18 protein-coding genes are annotated in these 18,593 nt (G+C 49.5%); 14 read left to right on the top strand and 4 right to left on the bottom strand.

Translation table 11 applies throughout. The features are described 5' to 3' along the window. Positions 1–35 precede the first annotated feature (35 nt). Complete coding sequence (locus VGN67_RS08560) at positions 36–806, top strand: hypothetical protein (protein WP_327486388.1); 771 nt, start codon at positions 36–38, stop codon at positions 804–806. A gap of 33 nt (positions 807–839) precedes the next feature. Here VGN67_RS08560 and VGN67_RS08555 read toward each other — a convergent pair whose 3' ends face one another. Then, positions 840–2,207, bottom strand: coding sequence for an MATE family efflux transporter (locus VGN67_RS08555; RefSeq protein ID WP_327486387.1), 1,368 nt, complete (start codon positions 2,205–2,207; stop codon positions 840–842). A gap of 136 nt (positions 2,208–2,343) precedes the next feature. Here VGN67_RS08555 and VGN67_RS08550 point away from each other — a divergent pair, with 136 nt between their 5' ends. Next, positions 2,344–3,045: a DUF4290 domain-containing protein gene (locus VGN67_RS08550; RefSeq protein WP_327486386.1), complete on the top strand. Its 702-nt coding sequence runs from the start codon at positions 2,344–2,346 to the stop codon at positions 3,043–3,045. A 194-nt stretch (positions 3,046–3,239) separates the two neighbouring features. Then, positions 3,240–4,547 (top strand): UDP-N-acetylglucosamine 1-carboxyvinyltransferase, encoded by a 1,308-nt coding sequence (murA, locus tag VGN67_RS08545; RefSeq protein WP_327486385.1) that lies wholly within the window; start codon positions 3,240–3,242, stop codon positions 4,545–4,547. A gap of 69 nt (positions 4,548–4,616) precedes the next feature. On the opposite strand, the gene VGN67_RS08540 is transcribed toward murA, so the two are convergent. Continuing rightward, the gene (locus VGN67_RS08540) at positions 4,617–6,110 is read right to left on the bottom strand and encodes a capsule assembly Wzi family protein (RefSeq protein ID WP_327486384.1); all 1,494 of its coding nucleotides are present in this window, start codon (positions 6,108–6,110) and stop codon (positions 4,617–4,619) included. Between the two features lie 595 nt (positions 6,111–6,705). Here VGN67_RS08540 and VGN67_RS08535 point away from each other — a divergent pair. After that, positions 6,706–7,431, top strand: coding sequence for a DUF3267 domain-containing protein (locus tag VGN67_RS08535; protein ID WP_327486383.1), 726 nt, complete (start codon positions 6,706–6,708; stop codon positions 7,429–7,431). Positions 7,432–7,443: 12 nt separating this feature from the next. On the opposite strand, the gene VGN67_RS08530 is transcribed toward VGN67_RS08535, so the two are convergent. Further along, positions 7,444–8,304, bottom strand: a complete 861-nt coding sequence (locus tag VGN67_RS08530) for a DUF1080 domain-containing protein (protein WP_327486382.1) — start codon at positions 8,302–8,304, stop codon at positions 7,444–7,446. 198 nt (positions 8,305–8,502) lie between these two features. On the opposite strand from VGN67_RS08530, the gene VGN67_RS08525 reads away from it, so the two are divergent. Further along, on the top strand, positions 8,503–9,426 hold the full coding sequence (locus VGN67_RS08525) for a class I SAM-dependent methyltransferase (protein WP_327486381.1): 924 nt from the start codon (positions 8,503–8,505) through the stop codon (positions 9,424–9,426). Here the strand turns inward: VGN67_RS08525 and VGN67_RS08520 are convergent. After that, the gene (locus VGN67_RS08520) at positions 9,423–10,706 is read right to left on the bottom strand and encodes an McrC family protein (RefSeq protein ID WP_327486380.1); all 1,284 of its coding nucleotides are present in this window, start codon (positions 10,704–10,706) and stop codon (positions 9,423–9,425) included. The two genes, VGN67_RS08525 and VGN67_RS08520, sit on opposite strands and share 4 nt — an antisense overlap. Before the next feature lie 196 nt (positions 10,707–10,902). Between VGN67_RS08520 and VGN67_RS08515 the strand changes: the two genes are divergently transcribed. The 9 genes from VGN67_RS08515 (at position 10,903) to VGN67_RS08475 (ending at position 18,587) form a co-directional block, all read left to right on the top strand. Further along, entirely contained in the window at positions 10,903–11,883 is a 981-nt protein-coding gene (locus VGN67_RS08515; protein ID WP_327486379.1) for a Kelch repeat-containing protein, read from the top strand. A gap of 85 nt (positions 11,884–11,968) precedes the next feature. Continuing rightward, positions 11,969–13,600: a M1 family metallopeptidase gene (locus VGN67_RS08510; RefSeq protein WP_327486378.1), complete on the top strand. Its 1,632-nt coding sequence runs from the start codon at positions 11,969–11,971 to the stop codon at positions 13,598–13,600. Positions 13,601–13,655: 55 nt separating this feature from the next. Then, positions 13,656–14,387 (top strand): hypothetical protein, encoded by a 732-nt coding sequence (locus VGN67_RS08505; RefSeq protein WP_327486377.1) that lies wholly within the window; start codon positions 13,656–13,658, stop codon positions 14,385–14,387. A 154-nt stretch (positions 14,388–14,541) separates the two neighbouring features. Further along, positions 14,542–14,727 (top strand): hypothetical protein, encoded by a 186-nt coding sequence (locus VGN67_RS08500; protein ID WP_327486376.1) that lies wholly within the window; start codon positions 14,542–14,544, stop codon positions 14,725–14,727. A 52-nt stretch (positions 14,728–14,779) separates the two neighbouring features. After that, entirely contained in the window at positions 14,780–15,256 is a 477-nt protein-coding gene (locus VGN67_RS08495) for a hypothetical protein (RefSeq protein WP_327486375.1), read from the top strand. Positions 15,257–15,454: 198 nt separating this feature from the next. Beyond that, complete coding sequence (locus VGN67_RS08490) at positions 15,455–15,640, top strand: hypothetical protein (protein WP_327486374.1); 186 nt, start codon at positions 15,455–15,457, stop codon at positions 15,638–15,640. A 39-nt stretch (positions 15,641–15,679) separates the two neighbouring features. After that, positions 15,680–16,456: a hypothetical protein gene (locus VGN67_RS08485; protein ID WP_327486373.1), complete on the top strand. Its 777-nt coding sequence runs from the start codon at positions 15,680–15,682 to the stop codon at positions 16,454–16,456. A 201-nt stretch (positions 16,457–16,657) separates the two neighbouring features. Next, the gene (locus VGN67_RS08480; RefSeq protein WP_327486372.1) at positions 16,658–17,011 is read left to right on the top strand and encodes a transposase; all 354 of its coding nucleotides are present in this window, start codon (positions 16,658–16,660) and stop codon (positions 17,009–17,011) included. Between the two features lie 430 nt (positions 17,012–17,441). Then, the gene (locus VGN67_RS08475; protein ID WP_327486371.1) at positions 17,442–18,587 is read left to right on the top strand and encodes a S8 family serine peptidase; all 1,146 of its coding nucleotides are present in this window, start codon (positions 17,442–17,444) and stop codon (positions 18,585–18,587) included. Positions 18,588–18,593: the final 6 nt, after the last annotated feature.

Raw genomic sequence — 18,593 nt, 5'->3', positions numbered from 1 at the left:
CGACCGCTCCGGACTTATCCCGGAGCGGTCGCTTTTTGTCTTCTGATCCAGCGGCTCACAAGGACACGGTTATGCAGGTTGGTATACTGCTAAAAGATTTTCTGAAATTTCTGCTAAAACCAGGGTACTCGCTCAGGGAGGTACCCCTGCGCCTGCGGGCGGTGGCGGGGCTGTTTCTGGTACTAAGCCTGCTACGACTGGGGACCGTAATAGCCGATGCCTGGCTGATACGGCCCCTGGCTCAGCTCCTGACCCAGCAGGATCTGGCGCGGCAGACGGTTTACTCCACCGAATTTTTGGAAATAATACTTGGTTCCCTGTTCATGGCTCCCCTTATTGAGGAGCTGGCCTACCGCTGGGGCCTGCGGTTTTCGCCGGTTCGTACGGCTGTTTCTCTGGGACTGGTCGTTTTTTATTGGTTGCCTTTCGGTGGTACCTATTCGACCAATATCCTGCAGGTACTTAATCAGCCGGGGTTTTATCTTATGGTAATCATGGCGTCGGTAGCAGGCCTCACGGTTTATGCTTTGCTGAAGGTACCGCTTCTGGCTATTACGTTTCGCCACCGCTGGGAGCAGTACTTTGGTACTATTTTCTACGTTTCTTCCCTGCTTTTCGGATTCATGCACATTTTCAACGTAAAGGAGCTGACAGGGAGCGTTATATTACTGGCTCCTTTTATTACCATACAGCAGGTAGTTTTTGGTTTGTTTAACGGTTATGTGCGGGTTCGGTTTGGCTTTTTACACGCAGTACTTCAGCATGCTCTGTTCAACCTGGTGGCCCTGCTACTGGTTTACTGGTAAGGCAAGAAGGGCCTGTACCGGTCAGGAAGGGGGTTAATGTCCGCTTACCGCTTCGGGCTTGATTTCATCCAGACTAATCCGTTTTAGTTTTTTATAGAATCTAACGGTAAGCAGCAGCGCCGAAGCCGTGAGACCTACCGACAGCCCGATCCAGATGCCCGTTACGTCCATACCCAGCGGGAAAGCCAGCACATAGCTTAGCGGCAGGGCCAGCCCCCAGTAGGCAAAAAGGGTAATAACAGTAGGTACGTTGACATCGGCAATGCCCCTTAAGGTACCTAAACCCACTACCTGAATCCCGTCGGATAGCTGAAAAAAGCCGGCAATAATCACCAGGCCCGCGGCGATGGTAGCTACCTGGGCATTGTCCCGGATGTACAAACTAACCAGCCAGTCGTTGGCCGTCAGGAACAGGAGGCAGCACAATCCCATGAAGGCCGTTACCAGCAGAAAAGCCGCCGTACCCGCCCGCTGAACGGCCGACCTGCTTCGCTGGCCTACCGCCATACCCACCCGGATACTCCCCGCGGCGGCAATGCCCGTGGCCATCATATACGTTGTAGAAGCCATATTAATTGCGATTTGGTGGGCCGCTAACTGGGGTTCGCCCAGCCAGCCAATCATGATTACGGCCAGTGAAAAAGCGGCAATTTCAAAGAAAAACTGAAAGCCCCCCGGCAGGCCCAGCCGGAGTATTTTGGCCCTAAGTACCCGAAGCGGAGCCAGAACTGCTGCGGCAGTCAGGTAGGGTCGAAAAAAAACGTCGCGCTTTATATAAAACCAGATGGCAACGGCCATAAAGAGGCGGGACAGCAAAGTACCTACCGCGGCCCCGTTAAGCCCCATGGCCTTAATCAGCACGTAGTTCAGCAGGGCATTCAGGACCAGCGCCGACATGGTAATGTACATGGCTACGGTGGGCCTTGAGAGTCCGTCACAAAGCTGACGTACCGCAATGAAGAACAGCAGCGGTACGTTGGAAAGAGTCAGAATAACGATAACCGGACGCGCCAGTCTGGTTACGTCGGGCGTTTGTCTGAATATTTCGAATTGCCAGGCGGCCAGTAAGCTAATAACGCCCAGTACCGCACCCAGCAGCCACGCCACCTGAATTCCGGCCCTGAATAGCCGGTTTATTTCTTCTTTCTGTCCCTTTCCGTAGGCCTGGGACACGAGCGCCGATACAATGGAAAGCCCACCCACCCCGATACTCCCAATCAGGAAGGTGACGGAGTTGGCAATACCGGCCGCTCCCAGCGGAACAGCGCCCAGGATTCGCCCAATCATGAGGTTATCAGTTACCCCCATGAGTACTACCCCCAGTTGAGCTACCACAATGGGTATACTCAGCTGGACGGTCTGCTGGATGTCACGTTGATACAGGCGTATGATGGGAAGCATAAAGCGTATAATCTGTAATTTTTTATTTGGGCCTGCAAAAGTAAGAAATCGCCTCCGGACCAGCTGCCTCCGGAGAGTCTGATATTTTTCTCGCAAAAACTTCTTATTTTTGTTTTTTCCTAAAATCTTCACGCTCTTGAAAGAATACGGTAGCAACGTACAAAAACTCGCCGATCACATTACTGCCATGCAGGATCGCGAAAAGCGCACTCTCTACGCGCATATTTTGGTAGAGCTTATGCGCCAGATTCATCCTAATATGAAGGATAATCAGGACTACTACAATAAGCTCTGGGATGACCTGTATATCATATCGGGTTTTGAACTGGACGTTGAAAGTCCCTACCCGCCACCTTCCAAGGAAGTACTGGGCCGGAAGCCCCTGCGCGTTGACTACAATCAGCAGAACCTGACCTACAAGCACTATGGCCGGAACGTGGAGCTTCTTATAGAAAAAGCGATTCAGACCGAAGATAAGGATGACCGCCTGGCTTTTGTGTCTTACCTGTTCCGGCTGATGCGCTCCTTTTACAATAGCTGGAATAAAGATAATCCCGAAGATGCGGTGCTACTGGAGCATCTGGAAGATTTATCCGAAGGCCAGCTTAAGGAGGAGGTAGCCTATATCCGGCAGAATGGCCCCATTGAAGCTTCTCCCAAAGACCGTAACAGCAATCCGGAACGCGGCCGCAGCAGCCAGCCTACCGGGTACCAGGCACAAACCAATACCTACACTCCCGGCAACGACCGATCCTCCTCAAATACTAATACGAATCGAAACCGGCATAACAACAAGTTCTCTAAGAACAATAACAACAACCGGAACCGCAGGAAGTAAGGGGTACCTCGCTGATAAGGCCGCAACTGGGGTGAGAGTCCTTTCCCGACCAGGAAGGCCGCCTATTTATTTCCGGATCTAACCAAGTAGGGGCAGCCATTGCTGCGCCCCATCGTAAAACTATCCGCCGACTGAGTTGGTTGTTTAAAAACTACAACCGGTTCTTCGGCATTTTTAAGACTTTAAAATTATTTATGGCTTCATTCAAAATAGAAGGCGACCGCCGCCTAAAAGGCGAAATCATACCACAAGGAGCAAAAAATGAAGCTCTGCAAATTCTTTGCGCAGTACTGCTTACCAAAGAACCCGTTACCATTCATAACATTCCCAACATTCGTGATGTAAACCAGCTCATTGACCTCCTGGGCGACCTAGGCGTACAACAGACACGGGTAGGGGAGTCTTCGATTCAGTTTGTGGCCAGTGATGTAAACCTGGAGCATCTTGAGTCGGACTCGTTCCGGCAGAAAGGCTCGGCCCTGCGGGGGTCCGTTATGCTGCTGGGGCCCATGCTGGCGCGCTTCCGCAAGGGCCGGATTCCGCGTCCGGGTGGCGACAAAATAGGTCGTCGGCGTATGGATACGCACTTTATCGGCTTTGAGAAACTAGGTGCAAAGTTTTCCTATGCTAAAGATGATGACGGGTTTTACCGGGTAGATGCCACTAATCTGAAAGGTACTTATATTTTGCTGGATGAAGCCTCTGTAACCGGTACGGCCAATGTACTCATGGCGGCGGTTATGGCCGAAGGTACTACCACTATTTATAACGCCGCCTGCGAGCCCTACTTACAGCAGCTTTGCCAAATGCTGAACCGGATGGGGGCCAAAATAGGTGGCGTAGGCTCAAACCTGCTTACCGTTGAAGGAGTAGAAACATTGCACGGTACCGAACATACCATGCTGCCCGATATGATCGAGATTGGTAGTTTTATTGGGCTGGCGGCCATGACCCAGTCGGAAATTACCATCAAGAATTGCCAGATTCCGATGCTGGGTATCATCCCTGACGTGTTCAAACGACTGGGAATTCAGATGGAATTTCGGAACGATGACATATTTATTCCGGCCCAGGAACGCTACCGGATCGAAACTTTCCTGGATGGCTCTACCATGACCGTGGCCGATGCCCCCTGGCCGGGCTTTACCCCTGACCTGCTAAGCATAGTACTGATAACCGCCGTACAGGCCGAGGGCACGGTCCTGATTCACCAGAAAATGTTTGAAAGCCGGTTGTTCTTTGTGGACAAACTTATTGAAATGGGCGCGCAGATTGTCCTTTGTGATCCGCACCGGGCCATGGTAGTGGGCCTGAACCGGGCAACGCAGCTACGGGGTATTCGCATGACCTCGCCCGATATTAGAGCCGGGGTGGCCCTCCTGATTGCCGCCATGTCTGCCAAGGGAGTAAGTATTATTGATAATATCGAACAGATTGACCGGGGCTATCAGAACATTGATACCCGACTGAATGCCATTGGTGCCGAGATAGTACGGTTGTAGCCGGGTAGAGGCACTAACAAAATAGTGGTGAGCAGAAGCCGTTAACCGGCACTGCTCACCACTATTTTATTAAAAAGGTAAACGGTGAAGAATATCGGCCGGGCGGGAGTTCCAGCCGGTGGTCCGGATGCCCAGGTATCCACCCAGTGCCGGAGGGTACAGGTCACCCCGGTCGTAGGCTATCTGTCCGGTCAGGCGGGTGTTGCCCCAGTTAAATATCGGCAACTCGAAACCTAAGAGTGACGATACCTGCTTTACCGATATTTCAAAAGGCCGGTTGTGGGTGCCGAAGTTCCGGCTGTAGGAAACCTTGGCCCGTACAGTGACCAGGTTGGCCACCAGGGCTTCAACTCCAGCGTGGTAGGCAAGTACCCGATTGTTGGGAAAGGATTCTCCGGTTAAGCCAATTTCTTCCCGTATTTCGGCCCGGGGAGCTAACAGGGGAGTACCTAGTGCTTTGCCCAGGTAGGTCCACCCCTCGCGGTATTGGGCATGGTTGAAGTAGTTGTCGTTCCCCATAAAGCGGGAGCCCGAAACAACAAAGGTAGGGGCTGTCTGGTCGGTAGTGTGCAGGAACTCCAGCACAGCCCCCTTCACTAAAACGAAAGGCTTGTAGTCGGGATAAAACTTAGGTTTCCAGCTAAGGCCGGTTAAGCCATCAATTGAGTTTTTAAATACCAGTCCGGAAGCGTCTTCAAACGCATGCTGGTGGTACAGCATCAAGGTGCCATCCGTGAGCCGATAATCTACGGCCAAATCATAGTGCCCAACGTGATTACCCACCCGGTTTTCCCCGTCAAAATTAGTATACCTATCCGTTCGGAAAGCCTTGGGCGTTTTTCCTAACAAGACGCCCCAGAGAAAATCGCGAAAGGAACGCGTAAGCTTACCATTTACAGCCAGTGGATTGTTAGTCAGGTACTCGGCTTCGCCCCCCCAAAGCACATGGTGATTAACACCCAGGTAAAAATGAAAAGGGCCTTCGGGTGAGCCAATGCGTCCGGAAAGACTCTTTTGATGCAAAAGTACTTTCTGGATATAAGGTACATTGTACCAGCCGTGCGAAAAAGATCCTTTTATACCAATAAAATTGTTCAGAAAAGGCAGGGACAGGTAGTCATTGATCCGGAGCTGAATTTTTGGGATAGGCAATGAATTACCGGACCAGGAATAGGAACCCGAGGTAAGGGTAGTATCCATGATACCGAAGACTTCGCGGCGGCGGCCGACCCACAACTCTACGGACCGCCATTGAACTTTAGCGTAGGCTTCGGGTAGCAGCCTTTGCGGGTCAGGACCCGCATTCAGTACGCCTTCGGCGCCTACGCCCCAGCTAAAGGAGGAGCGACCGGCCCAAGTAGTACTGTCAGCAGGTGCAAAGCGGGCATCATAATGGATACCCAAAAGGGCCGTTGAGGCAGGAGTGGAGTTAGGTACCCGTCCCCATTGATTAGCCCTGAGCCAAAAGGGTGTATTAGGCCCCGTAGATACATAGCCTCCCAACTGCGCGTAGCCCTGCAGGCCAACGGGCTGGGCGGTAGCTACAAACCGGGAAAAGAGCAAAAACAGAAGCGGTAGATACCAGCGATGACCCCAACCACGTGGGCAAAAATAAGCATAGGTGATTAGTGACCTTGTCAAAGTAGTAGAAAGTGGGTTAAAGCGTGCGTAGCGATACGCCATGATAGTTTAGGTAACTACTAGAGGAAAAATTGTATCAATTTCCGATTATTGTTTTTCTACTTGAGGAGTGCTTCTTTATAAGCAGCAAAAGTTGGCTTTTGTTTGAAATCAGGTAGTAATTGTCAACCTAGGGTACTTAAACCAACGCCACTTTTCCGTTTGACTTCCAGACCCGCCCCTTTTAGATACTATCAAGAGTTGTGGGCTGTTCTGTTCTCGCCATAGCTCCCGGTGAAATCCAACAATATTACTATAAAATCTTCACGGCGGTATTTCTTTGATTGTGATTTTTTAACAATAATCAGTTGGTAATCAAATCAGCGGACTTTTTTCAATTGTTAGTAAACTTACGTATAGAAGACAAAAGGGGATTACATGACTCCTTTTCAGTGCAGAAGAATAACGGTTGATTTGTAAGGTATATAAATATATTTTACTAAACTTGCTAAGCCTACTTCCGACCAAAGTGTAACAGATGAAAACAAGGCCTACTATTCAGGAACTGCACCAATCGCCCGCTTATGAGCTGGTGGAGTCGTTTTCTATTGATGAAATGTCAAAGTTTATAGCCCGGGAAATCAACATTACGGGCAGGAGCCTGCCTTACGCCCGTACTTTCAGATCGGCCCGACTGGTCCTGATTCTGCTGGCGGCTATTGGGGTAGGTATTCTCATTGGCTGGGTGGCGGGTACTATGCTCAAAACCGGAGCCGGGGAGCTGCTGTTGTCGCCGGTATGGCAGATAGTACTTGCATTAACGGGGTTTTTTATTGTTGTTTTACCCTTGCATGAAGCAATTCACGCGCTGGTGTTTAAACTACTGGGAGCCGATAAGGTAGGGTTTGGGTATTCCCTCAAGAGCATGATGGTGTATGCCTACGCGCAACGTTTCGTGATGACCATCCGCGAAAACGCCCTCGTGGCGGCTATGCCTTTTATCCTGATTACGATGCTTCTGGCAGGGTTGCTCCTGGTGGTACCCGGCTTAAAAATGCTCTGGTTCCTACTGCTCCTACTGCATACGTTGGGCTGTGTGGGTGACTTTGTCCTGATTAAGTATGCCTATCGGAACCGGAGCCGCGAAAGGTACACCTACGATGATCTGGACGAAGGACGTACCTACTTCTTTGAAGCACTTACCTCCGATTTGATGGAAAAAACCTTTACCACCTACCTTACTTCGGACCGGCACACTCTCTAATCAGGCCATCAGCTATTTCCTGCCGGCGTAGGTGCAAAGCGTATTGTCCGCTTTGATGTAGTACGATTTAAAGTTAGTAGCCTTGGGGTCCATGCAGCCCTTGAGGTTCAGCAGCTCAACTTTCCGGAATTCTACCGGGTGGCTTTCACTCTGCAGCGAGATAGAGCCTTCGGCCAGTAATTTGCCATCCGGCTTTTGTGAAGGGTCAAATCCGCTTACCACGCCGCCGCCAATCTGGGGCTTCTGGTATTCAAGTACCTGCTCGCCGTTGATATAATGCCGGATCAGCGAGTCACCCAGCACCAGTACCTCCGCGCGTACCCACTGGTCGCCGTTGTAAGTTTTAGAGGTAGAGTTAATGCAGTGCCGCGTATCCAGCTTGCCTTCGTATACCACGTGGGTACCCGGCGTGCACAGGTTGCAGGTAGAGCGCTCGCCTTTGTTTAGACCACCCAATAGCTGTACTTCAATCGAGATTGGAAAATCCTGATCCTTACCCATGGTAGCGGCAGGCTGGCCGTGTACCATAATGCCGCTGTTACGCTGGGCCCAGCCTTCACCACCCTTGGGTTGTTCGCCCACAAAGCGGTACTCCACCGCCACGCGGTAGTAAGAGAAGTCATTTTTGTAAAAAATATGCCCGTAGCGCTGTTTAAAATCGTCGTACGCATTGTAGCGTACTACCATCTTCCCGTCTTCCACCCGGAACGTATTACCGAAGTTTTCATTCAGGCCGTAGCCCCTGATCTTCACATCCCAGCCGCTCAGGTCTTTACCGTTAAAGAGTTGCTGCCACTCCTCCTTACTGTTTTTGTTTTGGGCCAACGCAAACAGGGAGAAAAGGCTAAGCAGGAGGCTGAATAGTGTCTTCATAGGAAATATCGGCTTATCTTTATTTGATTAAAATTAAATTAGGTATACAGGTAGAGAAGAAAAAGAGGGAAATTTACCCAAATAAAACGCTATTTATTGAACGCGTCAACCTGGGGAGGAAGAGAACGATTTTGTGCTGCCCGGGTTAATAGTAATAGATGCTCATTACCTGAGATAAGACGTTGGTTAAAATATTATATGAAATTTAAATCCTCAAAAACAAAACGAAAAGGACATTCAGAAGATTTTTTCGGCACCTACCGCGACTACTGGTGGAACAAGGGCTTCCTGGATTTGCTGGCGAAGCGTCTGGAATTAAGCCGTCACCATAGCCTGCTGGACGTGGGCTGTGGTCAGTGCCACTGGAGCCGACTGCTGGTTAACTATATGGGTACACCAGCGCAGGTGTCCGGGGTTGATAACGATCGGAAATGGGCGCGGGAAGAAGCGGCTATTAAAGCTTACTTTGAACAGAAAGGGGTAGAGTTTGACTTGCAGAAAGGCGATGCCCACCAACTTCCCTACGAAGACGACTCCTTTGACCTGGTTACCTGCCAGACCCTGCTGATCCACGTGGAAGACCCCGAACTGGTCATTGAAGAAATGCTGCGGGTACTCAAGCCCGGCGGTACTATTCTGTGCGTGGAGCCTAATAACCTGGTCCAAAGCCTTACGAAAAGCTCTATTTCGGTTGATGACCCGATTGATGAAATACTGGACCACGTAAAGTACGCCCTGCTGTTTGAAAAAGGAAAGAAGAAGCTGGGGCAGGGCGACAATTCGGTAGGAGACCTGGTACCCGGCATGCTGGCCGAAGCCGGTGTGGAGAACATTGACGTCCGGTTGTCGGACAAAGCCATTGCCATGTACCCGCCCTACGATACCGACGAGCAGATTGCTACCATGGAGCAGTGGCGAAAGGGTAGCTCGTGGAGTACCGAAGAGTTCAACGACTACGACTACTTCAAGGCCATGGGGCCGGAGGCTTTTGAATTCTACGAAGAGTACCAGCGCAGGTATTCAAATAAAGGCGAACGGATTATGCGCTACATCAACGCCCACAAGTACCACGCGGCGGGGGGCGCACTCATGTACGTAGTGTCCGGTACCAAGCCGGACTAACCCTGAGTACCTGCTATGGCGTCCCAGAGTTTCCTGACCATAGCTGAGGGAGCTGCCGTCAGGTCAACGGGTACCAGGAAGAGAGGCAATTGCGCATCGTAGTAAAAAGGAGCAGGTGCTACTTCGAAGCTGGCCGTTTGGGGGTATAGCAGCACCAGTTTTACTTGCTCCGCCCCGCTCAGGTACCGCTGTCCGTACGCGTAGAGCTGGTACAGATCGCCCTGGTCAATGCTGCGGTGGCGGGTATCTCCGGCGGTTATCAGTTTCCATTTAGTATCCAGCACCCATACCGTTTTTCCCCTCCTCACCACTACATCCGGCTTTAATTTAAACTGAGGCCTGCCCGTGGGGTCACTTAGTAAATGATGCAGCGCTTCCTGCGTTTGCACCATACAGTCAGGGGGCAGATGGCGCTTGAGACAAGCGGCTACGTACATTTCAAACAAACGGGCCATGGGGAAAAGCATACCTGGCAGTGGGCTTCCTCCTTCCGCCGCTCCCGGAGCTTCTCCCCCCAGCAACCAGGGTACCCACGCCCACAGCCACTCGTAGTCGGCAAAAGAGCGGTTAGCCTTCCGGGCCAAAGCCAGGTCAGCCCGCCAGTCCGACGAAGCCGGTACATCATCCATCGCCGACAAGTACTGACGCACGGTACGGGATTGAGCGCCCTGCTGTAGCTGCTGCAGACAGGCTTTCAGTAAACGGTTGGGCGCGTTGCTGCGGGTACGTTCGTCGTATACCACCGGCAGGCGTTCGGGGTGGAGAGCCAACCGGTGCGGTTGCCGGTGGAATTGTAATTTACCCTTTACAAAGGTCAGCTCGCGCTCTACGGAAACATAGTCCGTCTGCAGTCCCCGGTGCAGGAGTTTTTCAGCCTGTTGTAGAAAAAGCAGAGCCAGTACGTCGGGCAAACTGAAAAGGGCCAGCTGGTGAAGACGCGCCTCGGGTAGGAGCCGGAATGGCAACTGGGGTACCACGCGCAGCATTCGCAGTAAAGATACCCGCGCCTGATCCAACTCCGCATCAGTACCGGTTTCAGGCGTTATCTTGGGCAGAATTTCGATGGAGACCGTATTGACCCGAAGCAGCCCCGCCCACGGCCCCACCCGCAGGTACTCCTTGCCGCGCTGCACAAAGTACCGGAGTACGGATTCGCCTTCTTCCCGCAGCGCATAGGCCTTGAGTAGCTCAAAGTCGGCCTCGGCCAGCCTGACTTCGGCGGTATTGACTGGCTCCCTCTGTTTACAAAGCAGGCTATTTTCGGTAATTGAGTAGGTCAATTGGTAACAGCTTATCTTTAAGTCTGGCCGTGTTTAGGATAAAAGTAGGTACTTGCACCCTGAATTTTCTGTTGTTTCCTATGGTTTCCCTCCACAAATTTGTAAAGGTTATATTATAATAGGCCAATTCGTGCTTTCTTTATTATAACAAGGTGGTAATTTCATCTCTACACTGCTTTCTAAAACGTAAACTTCTATGAAAACGCTACAACGCCTGTCCTTACTATGTATTGGAGTGCTTGTCTCGGCTGGTACCCTTTCTGCCCAGGGCTGGAAGGCCGCCGAGCCCCTTAGTGTACCCGAAAAAAGACACGAAAACTCCATGACCGCCGCCAAAGGCAAACTGTATTTGTTGGGAGGAAGAGGTATGAAGTCGGTGGATGAGTACGATCCAAAGAAAGATACCTGGACCAGCAAAAGCCAGACCCCGCTGGAAATGCACCACTTTCAGGCGGTTGCTTTCAACAATGAAATATATGTCATGGGGGCCTTTACCGGCGGCTATCCGCACGAGACGCCCATTTCCAATATTTATATTTACAATCCCGATAAAGACGAATGGCGTAAAGGTCCCGAAATTCCCGAAGCGCGTCGGCGCGGTGCGGCGGGGGCTTTTGTGCATAACAATAAAATTTATCTGGTTGATGGAATTCAGGACGGACACTGGGACGGCCACGTAGCCTGGTTTGATGAATTTGACCCCAAAACCGGCACCTGGCGGCAACTACCCGACGCGCCCCACGCCCGCGACCACGTGTCGGTGGCGGTGCTGGACAATAAACTGTACGTAGCGGGTGGCCGCTTGTCTACTGCCCGCATCAACCAGGTACTTAATCGTACGATTCCGGAGGTAGATGTCTACGATTTCAAAACCAACCAGTGGACCACGCTGGACTCTACCCAAAACCTGCCCACGCTGCGGGCGGGAAATACCACCGTGGCTTTTGGGAACAAAATACTGGTCATGGGGGGAGAAAGTGGCACGCAGGTACCTGCCCACAGCGAAGTTGAGGCCTATAATCCCAAAACCAAACGCTGGGAAAAGCTACCCTCGCTGCACCAGGGGCGCCATGGTACCGGTGCTGTGGTACTTAACGGCAAAGTGTACATTGTAGCCGGCTCGGCCAACCGGGGCGGTGGTCCCGAGCTGAATTCCATGGAGGTATTGGAGAAGTAGTATACCGGTATTTTCTCTATATTGAAAGCGAATCAATTTTGATTCGCTTTCTTCGTTTAAGTACAGTCCGTTTTAGATGAATATCATGCTGAAAAAATATATTCTTTCCATCCTGCTCGTAGTACCCTTACTTGCCTCAGCCCAGCGGCAGTCCCAGTTTACTCGTCAGGATACGCTACGGGGTACCATTACCCCCGAACGAGCCTGGTGGGACCTGACCTACTACCACCTCGACGTGCGTGCCCTGCCCGCCGACAGCAGTCTGCGCGGAAGTACCACCATCCACTACAAAGTACTTAAACCAGGCCAAACCATGCAGGTAGATCTGCAGCCACCCCTGCGGGTGGATAAGGTAGTACAGGGAGGCGAGGAGCTGACCTACCGTCGTGACGGCAATGCCTACTTTATCACTCTCAAGAAAGCCCAGAAGCCGGGTCAGCAGGAGTCGGTGCAAGTATTTTATTCGGGTAAACCGAAGGTAGCTACGCGTCCGCCCTGGGAAGGGGGTGTGCAGTGGGAGCGTGACAGCCAGGGTCAGCCCTTTGTGGCTACGTCCTGCCAGGGGTTGGGCGCCAGCGTGTGGTGGCCCTGCAAAGACCACATGTATGACGAGCCCGACAGTATGTTAATTAGTATTACGACACCAAAGGACTTAATAGATGTATCCAACGGTCGACTGCGCAGGACCGTAGAGAATAGTGATGGTACCCGCACCTTCCATTGGTACGTGGATAACCCCATTAATAACTACGGGGTCAATATGAACATCGGGAACTACGTGAGCTGGAACGAAACCTACCAGGGCGAAAAAGGAAAGCTGGACCTGAGCTACTACGTACTTCCGCAAGACCTCGCCAAAGCCAAAGAGCAGTTTAAGCAGGTACCTCTTATGCTGAAAGCCTTTGAGCACTGGTTTGGTCCGTACCCGTTCTACGAAGACGGCTACAAGCTGGTGCAGGTACCCTACCTGGGTATGGAGCACCAGAGCTCAGTCACCTACGGCAATGGCTTTCAGAACGGCTACCTGGGCAAAGACCTTTCGGGTACGGGCTGGGGCCTGAAATGGGACTTTATCATCATCCACGAAAGCGGCCACGAGTGGTTTGCCAACAACATTACCTACAACGACGTAGCCGATATGTGGGTACACGAAAGCTTTACCAACTACTCCGAAAACCTCTTTACGGAGTACTACTACGGCAAGGAAGCCGGCGCTGACTACGTGATAGGTACCCGTCGCCTGATTCAGAATAAGCAGCCTATTGTAGGAGTGTACGGAGTAAATCAGGAAGGCTCCGGTGATATGTACTATAAGGGCGGCAATATGCTGCACACCATCCGGCAGATTGTAAACGACGATGCCAAGTGGCGCCAGATCCTGCGTGGTATGAACAAGACCTACTACCACCAGACCGTCGACGGCTCCCAGATCGAGAGCTACCTCAGCAAGCAGTCGGGCAAGGACCTAAGTAAAGTCTTTGACCAGTACCTGCGTGATATCCGGATCCCGACGCTGGAATATACCCTGGAAGGCAACCAACTCCGCTACCGCTGGACCAACACCATCGAGGGTTTTGATATGCCGGTGAAGGTGGCGCTGGACGGAGGTACCTATCAGTTTATTCAACCCACTACTTCCTGGAAAACGATGAAGACGAAGGGCGCCAAATCACTGACGGTGGACCGTAATTTCTATGTTGGGGCGAAGGGGGTGTAGGGGGGAGTAGGTTGGGTTTGTTCGTTTATAAAGGTGTTATGCATAAGATCAATTTATGAAGTATTATCTGGGAGCATATTATTTTATTAAACTGCATAAGGCAAATTACGGCTCCATAAAGGACACCAGAATTTACACATGTAGTACCTGCATAAATGACTCCTACTTCGATAGTTGGTCAATAACGTGGAGCGTAGTCAATAATAGCAACAATGTTAAAGAAGCCAAAGAAGAGTTTAACTTGACTAACTTACAAATCACAGATATTCAAAGTTGGGCTGACCAGAAATTTGAAGAAAAGAAAATAGGCTGGATAAATACCTTCTCCGATTATGAAGTACTAAGCGAATACAAGAACAAGTTTTTTAACAACGTTCAGGATTATCTGATTCTTAGTATCAACTTTCCTGAAACAGAAAAGAATGACTTATTAGAAGAGTTTATTATCAAAGAAAAAGGAATAGGAGCCATCGGACTTTGGGAAAATCTAAACAAACATATCCCTGAAGTAACTGACGAATCAGAAGTTGGGATTGGATACGACCTCATTGGGGTAGAACTAAGTGGAGACTTTCATACATTTCATTGCCATGACCTTGCCGATGAATTGATTCAAAAATTCAATATTGAAATCAACCAGTACGGATTGATAGCTAGCGAAGATAATTGGGAACAGATGGTTGAGTATATGAATTTTGAAGAAAATGGATTTGAGCCTGTTCCTTGGTTCTTTGTCAAAGTGAAAATGATTGACGAAAAGAAAAAGCCTTTGCATAACAAGGCTTAAAAAACACCACGCTCACCCCAATTTGTAATCGGGACGGTCCCCCGCTGGGGCGTAGCATCTTCCAGCGTTTGTAACAGGGGCGCGTAGCCGTAACATTTAAGAAGGCTCCACTGTCTCCCCGTTCACTCTCGCTCACCCCGATTTGTGATCGAGCTTGGCATCTTTCCGCTACCGCTGGACCAACGCCATCGAGGGTTTTGATATGCCGGTGAAAGTGGCGCTTAATGGAGGTGAAAGGCAGTTTATTCAACCCACTACTTCCTGGAAAACGATGAAGACGAAGGGCGTCAAATCACTGGCGGTGGACCGGAACTTCTATGTAGGGGCGAAGGGGGTGTAGAATAAGAGGAGGTTAAAGTTTGTTTAAATAGGTATTGTACGTAAGCTGAAAAATGATTCTACAGACTGACTACAGAAAATTAAGGGTTGTTATTTTAATTGGGGTTGCTCTTGGGGTGGCTGCGGTTATAACTTATTTAAAATTAGAAGGAACTGGCAAGGCTATCTGGACTTGGTTCTTTCTTGTGTCAAGTTTGCTTTTCATTTCTATCGGATTGCTGGTAAAGAGCAGATTTAAATTGACAGATACTTACTTAGAAGCAAGTAATATTCTCGGATTAGGTAGGAATAAAATTAACCTGGCCGATGTACGAAGCACTAAAAGTATAGATAAAGAATTTCCTGTAACATCCCATTTGAATAATCCATTATGGTTAATTTTAAGGGACAAGAAGTTTAAAAGAATTAAAAAACTTAGGCTTTTCGGCAGCAAAGGCATACTACTCACGATTGACGGACATTTTCTTGTAGACAGTGATTTTGAACATCTAAAGAAGAAACTAAAAAAGCCTACGTACAACATTATGTAAACGCTAGCTCACCCCAATTTGCAATCGGGCGAGGCATCTTTCCGCTACCGCTGGACCAATGCCATCGGAGGCTTTGACTTGCCGGTGAAAGATAAGAATCACTTATTTTAAAAGATACCTCGCTCACCCCGATTTGCAATCGGGCGTGGCCATCTTATAGCGTTTGTAACTCTCGCTCACCCCGATTTGTGATCGAGCTTGGCATCTTTCCGCTACCGCTGGACCAACACCATCGAGGGTTTTGATATGCCGGTGAAGGTGGCGCTGGACGGAGGTACCTATCAGTTTATTCAACCCACTACTTCCTGGAAAACGATGAAGACGAAGGGCGCCAAGTCATTGACAGTTGATCGTAGCTTCTACGTGGGGGCGAAGGGGGTGTAGAGAAAAGTTTATTCTTTTATACAGAGGTTGCCAAGATTTATGAGAAAGATAATAGCCCTATTATTACTATTAGTGTATACAACTTCCTATTGTCAAATACACAGACAATATGAATTAATGCCGGGAGTAAAAGTGAGGAAGACAAAGGAGTTCAGTGGAACCGGAGGACGTGGATATTGGAACCTAAAGTACTATGATCAAAAGGGTAGAATGATTTTACAAGAAAAATACAGGAAAAGAATTCTTATGAGCAGGAACGCATATGAGTATAATGTTCAGAATGATGAAGTACTTTCTGTTTCGCTATACGATATCAATTATCCCGGTAAAGTCGATACTATATCAGTTGAAACATATGAGTATGATGAATCAGGCCAGGCAATATTGAATAAAAGTACAATAGGGAAAACTGTAATTACAACTAGAAAAACAGCTTCCTCTTTACCAAATATGAGTGAGTATCATGTGATCTCAGAACATTATTGGCAGGAAAAAGATATAATTACTTATGATACAACAACCTTTCATGTAATTCTTAATAACAAAAATTTTATTGAAAAGAAGATAAGGCGTAACAGAGTATCGGGCGAAAAAGAAATTACCGATTTTGAATATTTTGATAACGGTAAACTTAAACGAACGAAAGTTACAAGGATTCCGGTTCCTGAATATCCAGTAGTCTATACTGGTGGACCAAGAGGTGATGATATGAGCTATAAATATAAATACAATAAGAAAGGAAGGGTAAAGAAGCTATATACTATTGTGGAAGGAAAAAAGTACAAGTTAGAAGAATATACGTATAAAGAATGGTAACCCTCCCTCATTAGTATAGAATGTTTTTGTGGTCGCCTCGCTCACCCCGATTTGCAATCGGGCGTGGCCATTCTATAGCGTTTGTAACGCGATATGTGCGACTAATATCATGGTTTATCAATAGGCGCTCCAATAGTAGTATTAAATAGAGATATAATCGGGAAGCTTAGCCACAGGTACTATCAAAAGCTATTAATCAATATGCCCAGCAGTCAGTACTTTATTCGAAATCAGGAGGGCGCTTACTTCCTCACGATGACAGTAGTAGATTGGGTAGATGTGTTTAGTCGCCCCGCCTACCGCTACATCGTAGTTGACTCGCTGCGCTACTGCCAGCAGCACAAGGGACTCCTCCTGTGCGGCTGGTGCCTGATGTCTAACCACCTGCACTTGTTAGCCGCTGCGGCTGATGGGCACAAGCTCTCGGACATCCTGCGGGATATGAAAAAGCATACCTCTAAGCAACTTGTGAAAGCGATTCAGGAAGGGCCGGAAAGTCGTCGCGACTGGATGCTGCAACGCTTTGCCTACGCTGGCAAATACCAGAGAATGTAAAGGAGTATAAGTTCTGGCAGGACGAAAATCAGGCCAAAGAATGTACCTCGCAGAGCTTTCTGCTGGAAAAACTACACTACATTCACCAGAATCCGGTGCGTAATTTGCTTGTGGAGGAGCCCGAGCATTACCTATTTAGCTCGGCTCGGAATTACTCTGGGCTGAAAGGGCTGTTGGATGTAGAGTTGTTGTAGGATAATTCGCGTTACAAACGCTAATAGACCCAACCCCGATTGCAAATCGGTGTTAGCTGGTAAGCAGCCATATATTTATAGTGACTTCAAGTATGACTGACGGCTTCCCATTTCTCTGCTGCTATACTTATATAAAATAGAAACCCTAATCCACTCGTTATTAAACGCATTTACAAAAATAAGCCTACTCTATGCCTACTACTCTACGCTAACTTAACTATTTACCTCCCTAAAGAATGAATGTAAAAGTTGCGAAGCGATGGAGCGTGCTGGGCCTGCTTCTATTTGTATTTTCCTGCGAACAAAAAGATATCGAACCCGCACAGGATTGTCTGGTAAAGGCCACGGCCAGCCACGGGCAAGTCATTGAAGGTACTTATATAATCACGCTCAAACCGGGTACTGCGGCAAGCGGTGCCGCCAACGCCCGGAGAGCGGCGGGCCGGATGGGTGTGGAAGAAAGTAGTATCGATAGCTATATCGACGGCGAGCGGCCCGCTTTGGTCGCTCACCTTACCGACGCCGAAGTGAAAGAATTAAGTACCGAACCGGGCGTTGAACACGTAGAGCCGGACCGGCGTATCTCGCTTTGTTCGTGTATTACTGTAATGGTCCCGCGGCTCACTACCTGGAATATTACGAAAACGGGTTACGGTGGCCTCAACAACGAAACCCGGACGGCCTGGGTAGTAGATACCGGCATTGACCTGGACCACCCCGACCTGAATGTGGACGTGACCCGCGCCCGCTCTTTTGTGGAAGGACAAACCTCCGCCGACGACCTGAACGGACACGGTACCCACGTAGCGGGTATCATTGGTGCCAAAAACAATAATGTAGGTATGCTGGGTGTGGCACCGGGAGCCAAAGTGGTACCTATTAAAATCCTGGATAAGGAAGGCGAAGGTACTCTATCCGGTCTGGTGGCAGCCCTTTCCTACATCAGTCAAAGTGCCAAAGCGGGCGACGTAGTGAATATCAGTCTGGGAGGAGAGTTCACTTCCTACCGCCTGGACCAGGAAATAAGAGCCGCCGCCGATAAGGGCATTCTGTTTGCCATAGCCGCCGGTAACGAAGGAATTAATACGGATGGCTATTCACCCGCCCGCGTTAACCACCAGAACGTCATGACGGTATCGGCCATTGATAGTACCGAAACCTTTGCTTCTTTCTCCAATTTTGGTTTGTCGGTTGACGTTAGTGCCTTCGGGGTGCGAATCCCCTCTACCTACGCCAATGGTCGTTATGCCATCGCGAGTGGTACCTCCATGGCCGCTCCGCACGTAGCGGGACTAATGCTGATCAGAGGCAGAAACATTCCTACCCGTGGCTTTGTAAAAAATGACCCCGACGGGAAGCCGGACCCCATTGCCCGACAGTAGGTAGGT

It is taken from the genome of Telluribacter sp., from assembly GCF_035998675.1.
Lineage (GTDB): Bacteria > Bacteroidota > Bacteroidia > Cytophagales > Spirosomataceae > Telluribacter.
This window is presented reverse-complemented; position numbering and strand designations above follow the sequence as displayed.

Excerpts from the sequence above, each read along its gene's own strand:
- VGN67_RS08555 (WP_327486387.1), bottom strand. The coding sequence starts at position 2,207 with ATGCTTCCCATCATACGCCTGTATCAACGTGACATCCAGCAGACCGTC.
- murA (WP_327486385.1), top strand. The coding sequence starts at position 3,240 with ATGGCTTCATTCAAAATAGAAGGCGACCGCCGCCTAAAAGGCGAAATC.
- VGN67_RS08535 (WP_327486383.1), top strand. The coding sequence starts at position 6,706 with ATGAAAACAAGGCCTACTATTCAGGAACTGCACCAATCGCCCGCTTAT.
- VGN67_RS08530 (WP_327486382.1), bottom strand. The coding sequence starts at position 8,304 with ATGAAGACACTATTCAGCCTCCTGCTTAGCCTTTTCTCCCTGTTTGCG.
- VGN67_RS08525 (WP_327486381.1), top strand. The coding sequence starts at position 8,503 with ATGAAATTTAAATCCTCAAAAACAAAACGAAAAGGACATTCAGAAGAT.
- VGN67_RS08515 (WP_327486379.1), top strand. The coding sequence starts at position 10,903 with ATGAAAACGCTACAACGCCTGTCCTTACTATGTATTGGAGTGCTTGTC.
- VGN67_RS08510 (WP_327486378.1), top strand. The coding sequence starts at position 11,969 with ATGCTGAAAAAATATATTCTTTCCATCCTGCTCGTAGTACCCTTACTT.
- VGN67_RS08505 (WP_327486377.1), top strand. The coding sequence starts at position 13,656 with ATGAAGTATTATCTGGGAGCATATTATTTTATTAAACTGCATAAGGCA.
- VGN67_RS08495 (WP_327486375.1), top strand. The coding sequence starts at position 14,780 with ATGATTCTACAGACTGACTACAGAAAATTAAGGGTTGTTATTTTAATT.
- VGN67_RS08485 (WP_327486373.1), top strand. The coding sequence starts at position 15,680 with ATGAGAAAGATAATAGCCCTATTATTACTATTAGTGTATACAACTTCC.
- VGN67_RS08480 (WP_327486372.1), top strand. The coding sequence starts at position 16,658 with ATGCCCAGCAGTCAGTACTTTATTCGAAATCAGGAGGGCGCTTACTTC.
- VGN67_RS08475 (WP_327486371.1), top strand. The coding sequence starts at position 17,442 with ATGAATGTAAAAGTTGCGAAGCGATGGAGCGTGCTGGGCCTGCTTCTA.